The organism is Jejubacter calystegiae (assembly GCF_005671395.1).
GTDB classification, from domain to species: Bacteria; Pseudomonadota; Gammaproteobacteria; order Enterobacterales; family Enterobacteriaceae; genus Jejubacter; species Jejubacter calystegiae.
This window is the reverse complement of the sequence record NZ_CP040428.1, coordinates 1,371,516-1,386,002: the sequence shown is the minus strand read 5'-3', so window position 1 is coordinate 1,386,002 and position 14,487 is coordinate 1,371,516. Positions and strand designations below refer to the sequence as shown.

At 47.3% G+C, this 14,487-nt stretch carries 10 protein-coding genes; 7 read left to right on the top strand and 3 right to left on the bottom strand.

The window, feature by feature from the left end; genetic code table 11:
* Window positions 1–73 precede the first annotated feature (73 nt).
* A complete protein-coding gene (locus tag FEM41_RS06380) occupies window positions 74–1,804 on the top strand; it encodes a phosphoethanolamine transferase CptA (protein ID WP_138095196.1) in 1,731 nt (576 codons plus the stop codon).
* 103 nt (window positions 1,805–1,907) lie between these two features.
* On the opposite strand, the gene FEM41_RS06375 is transcribed toward FEM41_RS06380, so the two are convergent.
* From FEM41_RS06375 to metF, 3 genes are all read right to left on the bottom strand, one after another.
* Window positions 1,908–2,804: a hypothetical protein gene (locus FEM41_RS06375; RefSeq protein WP_138095195.1), complete on the bottom strand. Its 897-nt coding sequence runs from the start codon at window positions 2,802–2,804 to the stop codon at window positions 1,908–1,910.
* A 21-nt stretch (window positions 2,805–2,825) separates the two neighbouring features.
* A complete protein-coding gene (locus FEM41_RS06370; RefSeq protein ID WP_138095194.1) occupies window positions 2,826–3,308 on the bottom strand; it encodes an Hcp family type VI secretion system effector in 483 nt (160 codons plus the stop codon).
* Window positions 3,309–3,626: 318 nt separating this feature from the next.
* The gene (metF, locus tag FEM41_RS06365) at window positions 3,627–4,520 is read right to left on the bottom strand and encodes a methylenetetrahydrofolate reductase (RefSeq protein ID WP_138095193.1); all 894 of its coding nucleotides are present in this window, start codon (window positions 4,518–4,520) and stop codon (window positions 3,627–3,629) included.
* Window positions 4,521–5,267: 747 nt separating this feature from the next.
* Between metF and FEM41_RS06360 the strand changes: the two genes are divergently transcribed.
* The 6 genes from FEM41_RS06360 to FEM41_RS06335 all read left to right on the top strand — a co-directional run bounded on the left by FEM41_RS06360 (window position 5,268) and on the right by FEM41_RS06335 (window position 14,453).
* Window positions 5,268–6,980, top strand: coding sequence for a type I secretion system permease/ATPase (locus FEM41_RS06360; protein ID WP_138095192.1), 1,713 nt, complete (start codon window positions 5,268–5,270; stop codon window positions 6,978–6,980).
* A 56-nt stretch (window positions 6,981–7,036) separates the two neighbouring features.
* A complete protein-coding gene (locus FEM41_RS06355) occupies window positions 7,037–8,374 on the top strand; it encodes an HlyD family type I secretion periplasmic adaptor subunit (RefSeq protein WP_138095191.1) in 1,338 nt (445 codons plus the stop codon).
* A gap of 1 nt (window position 8,375) precedes the next feature.
* A complete protein-coding gene (locus FEM41_RS06350; RefSeq protein ID WP_138095190.1) occupies window positions 8,376–9,740 on the top strand; it encodes a TolC family outer membrane protein in 1,365 nt (454 codons plus the stop codon).
* Between the two features lie 102 nt (window positions 9,741–9,842).
* Entirely contained in the window at window positions 9,843–11,591 is a 1,749-nt protein-coding gene (locus tag FEM41_RS06345; RefSeq protein WP_138095189.1) for a polyurethane esterase, read from the top strand.
* A gap of 156 nt (window positions 11,592–11,747) precedes the next feature.
* Complete coding sequence (locus FEM41_RS06340; protein ID WP_138095188.1) at window positions 11,748–13,505, top strand: polyurethane esterase; 1,758 nt, start codon at window positions 11,748–11,750, stop codon at window positions 13,503–13,505.
* Between the two features lie 144 nt (window positions 13,506–13,649).
* Window positions 13,650–14,453 (top strand): hypothetical protein, encoded by an 804-nt coding sequence (locus FEM41_RS06335; RefSeq protein WP_138095187.1) that lies wholly within the window; start codon window positions 13,650–13,652, stop codon window positions 14,451–14,453.
* Window positions 14,454–14,487: the final 34 nt, after the last annotated feature.

Sequence of the window (14,487 nt, the reverse complement as noted above, 5' to 3'; positions counted from 1 at the left end):
ACTAATTAAGGTTAGATTAAGGTTAAACCGATAGCGTACACCTGCATTTTTGTTTTTTTGACGGACAAAATATATGATTTCCTCGCATAAACCCGCTACCGGCTCTTTTAGCTGGCGAGCACTGCTGTGGGTTCTGGTCTTTTTCTGGTTTTTCTCCAGTGTATTACAGATTGTTATTTTATATTCCGGCTATAGCGGCACTAACGGGCTGCGCGACTCACTGCTCTACAGCTCGTTATGGCTGGTTCCGGTATTTCTGTTTCCGGGTAAAACACGGCTTGTTGCCGGTATTATTGGCCTTGTTCTCTGGCTTGCATCGGTGTGCGCTCTGGCTTATTACGTCATATATGGCCAGGAATTCTCGCAAAGTGTTTTATTTGTGATGTTTGAATCCAATGCTAATGAAGCCAGTGAATTTTTCAGTCAGTATTTTAGTCTGAAATTATTAGCTGTCGTATTAATTTACACCGCCGTGGCTCTTTTTTTATGGACCCGCCTGCGCCCGGTATGGATCCCCACCCCCTGGCGTTATGGCGTTGCCCTGGCCATTTTCTACGGATTAATTCTCCATCCATTGGTCAGCGATATGGTCTTTAAAGGGAAAAATGCGGAATCGGCATTTAACCGGCTCTCTTCGCGTATGGAGCCTGCGGCCCCCTGGCAGCTACTGATTAGCTATACGGAGTATCGCGATCAGCTGGGCAATCTGGAAAAGCTTCTCTCAAAAAACCACGCCCTGCCGCCGCTGAAAAATATGAAGGACAGCTCCGGCGATCAACCGCGCACCCTGGTTCTGGTGATTGGCGAATCCACCCAGCGCGATCGCATGAGTCTGTACGGTTACGCGCGTAAAACCACGCCAGAGCTGGATGCCCTGCATGCCAGCGATCCGAACCTGACCGTTTTTAACGACGTGGTGACTTCTCGTCCTTACACCATTGAGATCCTGCAACAGGCGCTAACCTTCGCCAACGAGCAGAACCCGGACCTTTATCTGACCCAGCCTTCGCTGATGAACATGATGAAGCAGGCGGGTTATAAGACGTTCTGGATCACCAACCAGCAGACCATGACCGAGCGCAACACCATGCTCACGGTCTTCTCGCGCCAGACGGATAAGCAGTTCTACATGAACCAGCAGCGAACCCAGAGCGCCCGCGAATACGACACCAACGTACTGGCGCCGTTTAAGCAGGTACTGGCCGACCCCGCGCCGAAGAAGTTTATTGTAGTGCACCTGCTGGGTACTCATATCAAGTATAAGTACCGCTATCCTGACAACTGGGGCAAATTCGACGGCGATACCCAAAACGTACCGCCGGGACTCTCTTCCGACCGTCTGGAGTCTTATAACGATTACGACAATGCCAACCTCTATAATGACCATGTGCTGGCCAGCCTGATCAACGACTATAAAGCGACGGATCCTAACGGTTTCCTGCTTTACTTCTCCGATCACGGCGAAGAGGTTTACGATACGCCGCCGCATAATATTCAGGGGCGTAACGAATCGCAGCCGACCCGCCACATGTATAACGTGCCCTTTATTCTTTGGCGTTCTGAAAAATGGCTGGCCGCGCATCCCCGGGATCTGAGCGGAGACGTCAATCGCAAGTACAGCAGTTCCGAGCTAATCCATACCTGGTCCGATCTGGCCGGTCTGAGCTACGAGGGTTACGACCCGAGCCGTTCCCTGGTCAGTCCACAATTTGTTCCCACCACCCGCTGGATAGGCAACCCCTACCAGAAAGGCGGGCTGCATGACTACGATAAGCTGCCGTACGGAAAAACGGCGGCACAATAATTGACGTCACAAACACAAAGAGGGAAAAACCACGTTTTTTCCCTCTTTGTCATCAACCTGAGAGGAGGCGCATGCCTCCTCGTTTGTTACCTGAAGCGCTGCCTCATAATACCTGTGCCACCTCGGCAACCAGTTTCATCTCTTCCCTGGAAAGGCTGGAATCTCTCCCTCTTCCCAACGCAACATAATTATTGTTATCCGCCAGAAGAATTCGGGCATGAATAACGCCAGACTGCATGAGCGTCGTGAACAATAATGTCTCAACCCGCTCAACGGGATGTCTGTTACGCTCGGCTTCGGGGAAACGCGCTGTCCAGTATCGATCTACCGCCGTAGCGCTTTTCCCATCCTCCGTCTCTTTAATCAATTTAATGCGCACTTCAGCGAAAAACTTATTCAGCTGACTCCGGGCTTTTGCCATTCTTTTCATTACGTCCAGCAACTGTTTATTACTGACCTTTTGCTGGGAGCCAAGATAATTACGCAGACTGGCAACCCCTGCGCTAACGAAAGAAACGCCCGATATTCCCCCCAAAGCGTACCTGACCGCCGTATTCGTCATCAGCGACGTTGCTCCCTGCGCAGCAGCCACGGCGGAAGTCACTCCACCAAGCCCGGCAAGCGCACTAATAGTCCCCAGAATTTTAACGGCATACTCGAATTTGTTGGTCGTGGCTTCCCGGTAGATGTCTCCACCAAAACGCCCGAGTGACGTTCGGTATCCCTGAAACAGATTGGTACGGCTCCTTAAAATACCGCCCGCGCTTTCGGTGGCATCACCAAAGTTAATTAGGGGAATATTCTCTTCATCACCGCCCTGTGAATTCTGCTGCATTCGCGCCAGCGTTCGCATCACATCTTCTTCCGGATCATCCTGAAAATGCTGTAATGCCTCTGCATCCATCTCATTCATAAACGCCAGAATGACTCTGAGCTGCTGTTCGCTAAAATCTCCCGTGCTGCGGAAAAGGTTATCAATTGCCAGAGTTGGATCGTCCATATTGCAACCTCCACCTCAGAGTTAAACTTCTTTATTTTGCTTAATATCCCAACCAGCTTTGCTTTCAGCACCACGCGTACCGCTGTCGCTCTGCTCCCAATAGCTCAGATTCACTTTTGAAGCCTGGAAAGCATAGTTAACGGCGATCGTGTCGGTATTGCCCACACCGGTAAATTCCGTCTGAGTCACCAACACATCTTCCAGCACGATTCGGGAGTATTCGATCTGACTGCCGCCTGCTTTACAGATGGAAAGCTCGACTTTAGTGATATGTTTTCCGCTGGAGCAATACTTCAGAATAGCAGGCGTAGCCTTATCGATCAGTGCCTGAATCTGCAGGTCTTTATAATTCACTTTGCCGGTACCGCCGCCGCCGCCGACGGCCATATTACCCGGTTGTGTCGCTCCCCAGTGAAATGACAGAACATCAATCCAGTTTTTATGGTTTGAGTCTTTAGATTCCCCTGTTGCACCATCCACTTTCAGATAAATATCAATTGCCATGATGACCTCAGATTATGTTTTTTTCCCGCTTATAGTTAGCAGTTTCCTCACGCAATACCAACATAAGATAAATCTTAAATAAATTTAATCAATGGATTTAAAAAATTTTTATTGAGACATAAAAAATTCATATAAAAATATAAACATTAAGATAATAATGAATAATGTAAAGAATTTTTATCATATAAAACAGAGCATTACAAAGGAATGAGGTGAATTTATGCCATTAGTAGAATAGCGACGGCTACAGCCATTTAAAAACAATACCCCCGCCAACGGCACGGCAGGGGCGAATAATTAACGATGCAGAATAAATTATCAGGCAGCCGCCGGGCGAACGCCCAGGGTGTGACAAATGGCGTAACTCATCTCGGCACGATTCAGGGTATAGAAGTGAAAATCTTTCACGCCTTCGCGGCTCAGGATCTTCACCATATCCATCGCGATATTGGCCCCCACCAGTTTGCGGGTTTCCGGATCGTTATCCAGACCGTCGAACATACTGTCCATCCACTTCGGCACCCGTACGTTGGTCAGAGTAGCAAATTTCTGCAGCTGCTTGTAGTTACTGACCGGCAGAATCCCCGGCACAATCTCCACATCGATGCCCGTCGCGACACAGCGGTCACGAAAACGCAGGTAGCTTTCAACGTCAAAAAAGAACTGGGTAATCGCGCGGTTAGCACCAGCGTCGATTTTGCGCTTCAGGTTGATCAGATCGGCCTGGGCGCTCTTCGCTTCCGGATGCACTTCCGGATAGGCCGCCACCGAAATATCAAAGTCCGCCACCTCTTTCAGCAGCGCCACCAGATCGGCGGCATACATCTCCGGCCGGCCGTTGCCTTCCGGCAGGTCGCCACGCAGTGCCACAATATGACGGATACCGTTTTCCCAGTAATCCCGGGCAATGGTGCGCAATTCGTCGCGACAGGCATCAATGCAGGTCAGGTGTGGTGCCGCTTCAAGGCCAGTGCGATCTTTAATGCCCTTGATAATACTGTGTGTACGATCGCGCTCGCCGGAGTTGGCCCCATAGGTGACGGAGACAAATTTAGGCTTCAGGCTGCTCAGACGATCGATGGAGTTCCACAGGGTCTGCTCCATTTCACTGGTACGCGGCGGGAAAAACTCAAAAGAAACATTAATCTCCCCGTGGAGCTCCGCCAGGCTCTGATTCAGGGCTTCCCGCTGATGGGCGTGAAAGAAGCTCATATCCGTTTACCTTTATTGATGACTTGAGTTGAATTCCCAAAAACGCCAGGAACGAACACCTAAACGTTTAGACGTCTATACTTCTACAAAGGTACGTTCGGCGTCCAGTTTTGTCAACTGAAAAACCTACACATGGCAGTGAATTTCTCTCATAGAGAAAAGTACACTGCCGCTGAAGAAGGATAAAAATTTACAATTCTGAGAATATCCTTTACAAGTATCCTGGAATTACCACCTGCCCCATTACATCATCTTTAATGATGACAATATTGAGGCATAAAACATCATCGTGATCTTAATGAATTTTGAATTCAGGCTCTCCCGATTCGCTACACTTCTATCCCCGCGCCTTATTTATTTTTTAGGAGGCTTCTTACGAGTTCCTAATTTCCTTATCTAATATGAGCATGTATTGTATATTTGTTACCAAAGAACATTAGCCACACTTATGAATATATAATTATTAAATTATTGAAGAATGAATCACAGGTTCTGGAACGCAATATTTGATAAATAGCTTCGATTAATTACCGCTGCATCTGCCAGCTACAGCATACGACAGTCACGTAAAGGCTCGCTCGTAGTAAAAAAGGTCATAATCTGTTGTTTTGAAAGGAGCTACGAAAACTGCAATCTGGTTGTAAGGCGTTGTCGCCAAAATCCCTGAGCGAATATGTAGCTCTTACGATTACAGAGTACAGTTTAAAGTTAGCAAACAAATTATTTTTGTGCGATGGAATATGCAATATGCCCAAATACTCAGCGATGAAATTCATTATTCATTCCTTCAGGAATCACAAACGTTCCCTGTGGTACATTGCTTTATTTTCATCTCTTATCAATCTACTGATTCTCTTTCCTTCTATTTATATGCTACAGGTTTACGATCGCGTGCTCCCCTCTCGTAATGAGATCACTCTTATCATGCTGAGTATCATGGTAGTAGGCGCATTGGGAATGATAGCGTTACTGGAATACTGCCGTAGCATGATCACCATCTGGATCAGTAAACAGGTTGACGATAAATTGAGCCGCTCCGTTTATCAGGCTGCCTTCATTGCTAACTTACACCGGAAAAACCAGGATACAGCCGCCTGTTTAAATGATGTCACAACGGTACGTCAGTTTTTCACAGGTAACGCAATTTTTGCCTTTATTGATGCCCCCTGGTTTCCGGTTTTTATCCTGGTTATCTTTCTTTTTAATCCACTATTGGGGTTATTTGCGCTGGCAGGCTCTGCATTACTAATGACTCTGGCACTTATCAACCATAAACTCATACAACAACCACTGTCGGAGGCTGGAAAACTGTCACACCAGTCGACAAATATGGCTGGCATAACGCTACGCCACGCTTCAACCATTGAAGCGATGGGTTTGCTGCCTAATTTTCAACGACGCTGGTGGGCAATACATGAAAAATTCATCCAACTACAGCAACAGGCCAGTGAATATAACACTCGCCTGACTTCCATCACGCGCTTTACCCGTATGTCCTTACAGTCGCTCATTCTCGGCCTTGGTGGTTGGCTGACAATTAACGGGCAACTGACGCCGGGAATGATGATCGCTGGCTCTATCCTGCTTGGTCGCGCCCTTGCTCCTATTGAACAGCTAATTATCGCCTGGAAACAGTGGGGTAATACGCGCAGCGCACTAATCAGGCTGGATAACCTATTAGCGTCACATCCCACCGCATCGGCTAAAATGGCGTTACCCACACCACAGGGCAGACTGGATCTTAAAAACGTGGCTCTGGCATCAGCCCAGGACAGCGATAAAATGATTCTCAACCAGATTACTTTCAGTCTCAATGCCGGCGAGGTACTGGGCATCATCGGCGCCAGTGCATCAGGAAAAAGCACGTTGGCACAACTGATTCTGGGCCTGCAACCCGCGACCAGCGGCACTGTACGTATTGACGGCGCCGATATACGACAATGGGATCGTACCCAACTCGGTCCGTCTATCGGTTATCTGTCGCAGGAGGTTGAAATATTCCCCGGCAGCATCGCAGAAAATATTGCCCGCTTTAACACAATAGATGCCAACAAGGTCATTGAAGCAGCCAAACTGGCAGGTGTACACGAGATGATCCTGCGTCTGCCGGGAGGCTATGACACCCTGGCAGAGCATGGTGGCGTTAGATTATCCGGAGGTCAGAAACAACGCATCGCTCTGGCTCGTGCTCTGTACGATTCGCCCAAGCTAGTGGTACTGGATGAACCTGATGCCAGCCTGGACGACGCCGGTATCATCGCATTAGCCCAGGCGCTAACGGCGCTACAAAAAATAAAAACGACTGTCATTTTAATAACGCATCGCAAACAGTTGCTTTCACTCACCCATAAAGTTCTGGTCATGCAGGAAGGCAGGATCGGTGAGTTTGGAGAAACCCGTTCGATATTAACCAAAATGATTAAACCGGTTTCAGCAATAAAGCAACAAGCAACAGCATAACGCTATATCCAGATTCATTAAACCAAACCTATAATTTTATCAGGACCTGTTTACTGATGGAACAGAAGAAAACTCCTTTTATTGCCCCAGAAGAAACATCGAATGCCGGGGGTAACAACGAGCGTTTTTACCAACTCATGGGGATTGCCGTTATTATCATCGGCATTATGGGATTTTTTTCCTGGGCCGCTTTCGCACCGCTCGATAAAGGTGTTACAGCATCTGGTACCGTTATCGTTGCCGGCAACCGTAAAGCCGTTCAGGCTCCCAGTAATGGCATTGTTGAATCAATTCGGATAAAGGAAGGCGATCGCATCCAGGCGGGAGTGACGCTGATTGAATTAAGTCGTACTCCCTCACAAGCGCGATACGAGCAAGCCCGGGACAAGTATCTTGCAGCCCTGGCTGCGACGGCAAGATTACAGGCGGAACGGGATAATCTGGCAACACCCGTTTATCCCGATACATTACTGGAAGACAGGTGGCGCCCCCAGGGTGAAGCCGCCATCGCGTTACAGAACCAACTTTTTCACGCCCGTCGTCAGGCCATGCTCGGTGAACTGAACAGTAACCAACATTCACTTACCAGCCTGGAACTTCAGACGCAAAGTCTCAGCCGGGCGCTGAATCTAAAGAAAAGGATGAACAATAACCTGATCCAACAGCTACACGATACAAAATCGCTGGCAGAGCAGGGAATTTTTCCACTCAACCGTTATCGCGAACTGCAACGACAGCAGCACGAAACGCAAAGTCAAATTGAAGAGCTGACAGGACAAATTGCCAGCAACAAAGAAAAACAAAAAGGGATAAAACAAAATATCGAACGGTCTCAGGGAGAATATTATCGGGACGTTAACACTTTACTTGAAAAATCAACAGCGGAAAGTAATGAACAGCAAAAAAATATTCAAATCACACACTACGAATTAGAACACACACAGATCGTGGCTCCAATATCGGGAACGATAATGGCACTGAAGGTAATGACACCAGACAGCGTCTTATCGTCGGGAGAAACTCTGATGGAAATCGTACCTGACGATTTGCCTCTGGTTGTTGATGCGCAGGTAAACTCCGATCTTATAGATAAAGTTTACCCTGGTCTTGAGGTAAATATGATGTTTACCGCCCTGAATCAGAATAAAACACCGGTAATTCCCGGACATGTCAGCCTGGTGTCACCAGATCGACTAATCAATAAAAATAACGGGGAGCCATATTACCAGGTTCAGATCACAGTCAGCGATGAAGGCATGGAGCTGCTGAAAAATGAGGATATCCGACCGGGCATGTCAGCAGGTGTATTAATTAAAACTGGGTCGCGTTCACTGTTGAATTATCTGTTCAAACCCGTACTCGATCGGGCAAAAACCGCGCTAACGGAGGAGTAAAATGCAAGGAATAATTATCGCCACGCTGTTGTGCGGCCTGCTATCTCCATCATCCTACGCATTAGGCCTTCTTGAGATTTATACGCTGGCCCAGAAAAACGATCCCGAATTTCTTGCTGCCAGTGAAGAAAGAATGGCGGGAGAGGAGTACCGCCATATGGGACGAGCCGCACTACTGCCTTCTGTCTCATTGTCATGGCAGAACGGCATGAAAAACTGGCAGAGAGCAAAAACCCAACAGCGCCAGAGTATTTACAGCAACAAAACGCACGATGTCACCACTCATGCGCAATACAGCTCTCAGAATGGAAGTATGACGCTGACACAACCGCTTTTCGATTATGAAGCATGGTCGCGTTATCAATCCGGAAAAGCGCAAAGTCTGATGTCTGAAGAAGTATGGCGTTCCCGCGCTATGGAGCTGGCAACGCGAGTCGTCAACCGGTACCTGGATGTCCTGGCTGCGCAGGATAAAGTCAGACTGACAACTGAGCAATACGCCAGTTATCAACAATTACTGACGCAAAACCAGAAGATGCTGCGGGCCGGAGAAGGCACCATTACAGAGGTGGTGGAAACCGAATCCCACCTTTCCCTTGCCGAAGCGGAGAAAATCGCTGCTGATGAGGAGTTGCTCGCTGCCCGACGTGAAATATCGCAGCTGACTGGCCAGCCTGAAGTCTCAATGCCCCCGCTTAACAGGTTAATGGAAAAGCATCTGAAACCACTCAGACTGAACCCCGCTCGCTTTAGCGAATGGAAAAAAATCGCACTCAGCCAGAACGCAGATCTGGCAGCCGCTCGTTATCAACTGAAGGTAAATTATCACCAACAGGAGCAACAGCGCGCCAGTTTTCTTCCACGTATTCAGGTCTATGCCTCACATGGAATCAATAAATCAGCCAGTGATACCACCATTAATCAACGCTATGAAACCAGCTCGGTTGGTGTTCAGGTTAATTATTCCCTTTATGCTGGCGGTTATAATAGCGCAGCACTACGCCAGACAAAATACAACTACAACAAAAGTAAATACGATCTGGAGAAGTCTACCCGAGAAACCATGAATAATCTGCATAAGTTTTTCCAACAGCATAGTAGCGCTGAACGACGCCTTTCTGCCTATCAACAGGCCGTCAACTCCGCTCGTCAACAAATAGACGCAACCCAAAAAGGCATACACGCCGGACAGCGTACTAATGCTGATTTAATTAATGCACAAAGGCAGTTCTATCAGGCACAACTTGATATGGCACAAGAGAAATATCGTTATATTCACTCATGGTTAATGTTGCATTACCACTCAGGAAATCTTACTCCTGAAAAATTAATAACCATTTCCAATCTATTTTCACCATGGAAGTGATTAATTATTTAAATAGTATACAAGGAGGATTTTAAAAAAATACATCCTGGACCAACCCAATATTAAATTTTATTTTTAACGTATTCTCAAGGTGATGTGATTATGAGTTTTTTTGAGTATCGAGATTTTGAACAACGCACTCTGGCTAATGACTATATCAGCATTCTGCAAAGCACAACCAATCTCTTTACCGGTAGTGATATCGACATTAACGCAAATCAGGAAAATTTCACCTGGAAAATCCTTTCTGGAGAAGATATCGGTTATTCCGGCCTGAGCGGATCGCATGATGAGTTTTATGGTGAGGTACTGGCACTGCTAACGTCACAGGTAAATATACTCGGCAAATATGATGATAACGGAAAGCTTGTCGGACTCGGTATTAACTTTTGGGGAACCGGCGCTGCGGCAGACGATCCATTAGGCTGGCTACATTTGCTTGTGGATGGCGCAGTTGATATTGCCATAGGACTGGGCGAAAGTGGCCTGTCCAATGGTTATATTTTGACCGCCTTCAATAACCTGCTAACGCATGTGGCTGAATTTGCCACGGAAAATGGTCTTACCGGCCGCGATGTATTAATAACAGGCCATAGCATGGGTGGAATGGGCGTTAACAGTATGGCTGCGGCCTCCAGCCAGGGGGCATGGGGGGGCTTCTATGAATCCTCTGCATATATTGGTAGTGCGTCACCGACGCAGAATCAGCTGGACGACAAAGTGCTTAACATAGGGCTGGAAAACGATCCGGTCTTCCGGGTGCTGGAAGGTGATGATATCACATGGGATTCCGCCCTGGCGCATGATAAATCCCTACCAGGGTGCAGTAATAACCTGATTGCATTCAATGACTATTACACCCAGGGGCATATTTTCTCCCTGCTGAATGTCACTGACTGGCAATACGGCCACGATATGAACTGGTATATAAATGCCGTAAATACGATCATGAATTCAGCCAGCTACAATTATATGGATCTGGACTCGACCATTATCACCGCTCAGCTTTCCGATGAATTACGTACCACCACCTGGGTAGAAGATATTAATCACGACGCACGCTCACATACCGGTCCAACCTTTATTCTGGGTAGCGAAAAAGCCGATCTGATTAGCGGCGGAGCAGGTATTGATTACCTGGAAGGCTTTACTGGTGACGACACTTTCCGCGATGCGGGGAGTTCGAACATTATTTTCGGCGGTGATGGTTATGATCTGTTCGACTTACAGAGTGAAATAAGCAAAACCTCTGTAGCACAGAGCGTTACCGGGATGACCTTCATTAAAGGTGCCGACGGTGGTATTACCCTGTTACAGGATGTGGAAGCTATCAGGGAAACCTACTGGGAATGGTTCCAGACCAGGACCATTACCTATGAAATTACCTGCCGCGGTCTGGAAGTCGATGACAACGTGGCGCTCGGCTATGCCAATGCGGTGCATGGCAGCATGACCGGCCAGGCCAGCGAAATCTTCGCACCGCAGGATGGCGGCTTCTACACTAACACCACCAGCTGGCTGTTCAGCTATAACGGCGACACCATCATGCACGGCTCCACCACAGATGACGTCTTTATCTGCGGCATCGGCAACGACCAGATGTATGCCAACGGCGGCAGCGATACCTTCCTTTTCGCCTCCGACAATTTTGGTCACAACGCTATCTACGGTTTCGGCAGCGACGATCAAATCGTTATCCTGGCTAACAAAGAAACTACCGCCAACAGCAGCTGGCTCGATTACCTGTCTGAAGATTCTGACGGTCTGATGTTCAGTTGCGGCGAAAGCAGCGTTTCGCTGGTCGGCCTGTCACTCGATCAGGTGCATGAAAACCAGTTTGTACTGGCGTAACTTAACGGAGATTAACCAACATAACCTATTTAATATTTTTAGAGAACCTACTTATTACTAACGCATCATTTTTACTGGTTCTATTTGGCAAAACAAACACCGTTAGTAAAAAACTGTCATTAGGGACAAGCAGGTTTAAATTTACAGAGAAAAACAATGAGTATTTTTGATTATAAAGAGAAACAAGACAAAACAGTGATTAATGATGCGCTGATCATTAATGCCTACAGTACCGAACTTTCCGGCTTCACTCTGGAAACTTCATTTGAAAAAATGGCAAGTGACGCTGGATGGAAAATACTGAGCGCTGAAGACATTGGATATAGCGGTTCCTGCGACCGGTATGATATTTTTTCCGGAGAACAAGATTTTTACTGGTCTGCTCAGGTAAATATATTTGGCAAATATGATGATGCAGGCAACCTAATATCTCTTGGCGTTTGCTATTGGGGGACCGGTGATGTTATCGACTCACCGACAAACTCAGAAAATACGCAAATGGATACAATACACGATCTACTTACCACCATTGATGGTTTCGCCAATACCTATGTTGAGAACGCCTTCGGTGAATTACTTTCCACACTTGCCAATTATGCCATTAAAAACGGCCTTGGCGGTGAAGATGTGCTGTTCAGCGGTATGAGTCTGGGCGGTATGGCGGTTAACAGTACCGCAATGGCTTCAGCTAACGGTGCCTGGAACAGTTTTTATGAAAACGCCGACTATATCGCCATCTCTTCACCAGTACAAAATACTTTTGATGACAAGGTGTTAAACATTGGTTGTGAAAATGACCCGGTATACCGCGTATTGGATGGCACCCACATCACCTTCCCTGATTCTCTACTGGCGCACGATACCCCCCAGGAAACCTGCGTAAACAATCTGGTAATGTTTAATGATTTTTATGCCGCCAGTGATTTTACCATTTTTTCCATTGCCGGCATGATGTGGGGAACCTGGGCCGGACATAATGCAGCAGACTATGTCGAAGGACTGAAAACCGTTCTTAGTTCACAGACCTATAATTTTACCGACAGAGATTCAACCGTTATTGTTTCCCGCATGTCAGATGAAATGAGGGAAAAAACCTGGGTTGAAGACCTTAACCGCTTTGCCGATCCGCATCATGGTCCAACCTTTATTCTGGGTAGCGAAAAAGCCGATCTGATTAGCGGCGGAGCAGGTATTGATTACCTGGAAGGCTTTACTGGTGACGACACTTTCCGCGATGCAGGGAGTTCGAACATTATTTTCGGCGGTGATGGTTATGATCTGTTCGACTTACAGAGTGAAATAAGCAAAACCTCTGTAGCACAGAGCGTTACCGGGATGACCTTCATTAAAGGTGCCGACGGTGGTATTACCCTGTTACAGGATGTGGAAGCTATCAGGGAAACCTACTGGGAATGGTTCCAGACCAGGACCATTACCTATGAAATTACCTGCCGCGGTCTGGAAGTCGATGGCAACGTGGCGCTCGGCTATGCCAATGCGGTGCATGGCAGCATGACCGGCCAGGCCAGCGAAATCTTCGCACCGCAGGATGGCGGCTTCTACACTAACACCACCAGCTGGCTGTTCAGCTATAACGGCGACACCATCATGCACGGCTCCACCACAGATGACGTCTTTATCTGCGGCATCGGCAACGACCAGATGTATGCCAACGGCGGCAGCGATACCTTCCTTTTCGCCTCCGACAATTTTGGTCACAACGCTATCTACGGTTTCGGCAGCGACGATCAAATCGTTATCCTGGCTAACAAAGAAACTACCGCCAACAGCAACTGGCTCGATTACCTGTCTGAAGATTCTGACGGTCTGATGTTCAGCTGTGGCGAAAGCAGCATTTCACTGGTCGGCCTGTCACTCGATCAGGTGCATGAAAACCAGTTTGTACTGGCGTAATAGAAAACGGAATTCGCTAAACGACAATCCAGCCGTTAAATCAAAAGCGTGACTGATTGCAGGAAACAGTACTTTGCTATAGGTCGTTTATTTATCAACAAAATATTTATTTTTGATTTAATTACCTAAGAAGGAAACAGCTATATGTCTATTTATCAGGAAACCAGTGAAAAGAACGCCGCTCTGTCAACTCAAGCACCGACCAGCAATATCGGCACTGAAGGTGACAATTTGCTCATTGGCGACGAAGGTATCTGCTATCTGACCGGTACGGACGGTGATGATACGCTGCGTGATGGCGGTGGCTTTAATATTATTTCTGGTGGCGAAGGTAACGATTGTTACGAAATCAACGAGGCTCTGTCTGAATTTTCTGTTGCAAAAGCAATTAACGGTTTGATATTTGTTAAAAGCAGTGACGGAACGCTCTCTCTGCTACAGGGCGTTGAGACAATTAACGATCAACAAAATATTTATACCATCACCGATAATGGCCTGATGGCAGATGGCGATATCGCCTTTAGCTACGCCAATGCGGTTCATGGCGATCTGTTCAAAGCCAGCGAGATTTTTGCCCCGGAAAGTGGTGGTTTTGGTAACAATGATACCAGTTGGTTACTCAGCTATGGACAGGATACCATTATGCACGGCTCAGCCGGCGACGACGTTTTCGCCAGCGGCACAGCCAACGATACCCTTTATCTGGATAGCGGCAGCGATATCATCCTTTTTGCCAGCGATAAATTCGGTCATAACACCATTTACGATTTTGGCAGCGATGATAAGCTGGTGATTATGGGCAACAGCCATACGATGGTTAACGGTAACTACCTTGACTATCTTTCTGAAAGCGAAGATGGTCTGTTATTTACCTGCGGCGACAGCTCCGCCATGCTGGTTGGCCTGACACTCGATCAGGTTCACGAAAGCCAATTCATTCTGGGCTAAATGGGACAACATATAACTATAAAGGGACTTATAC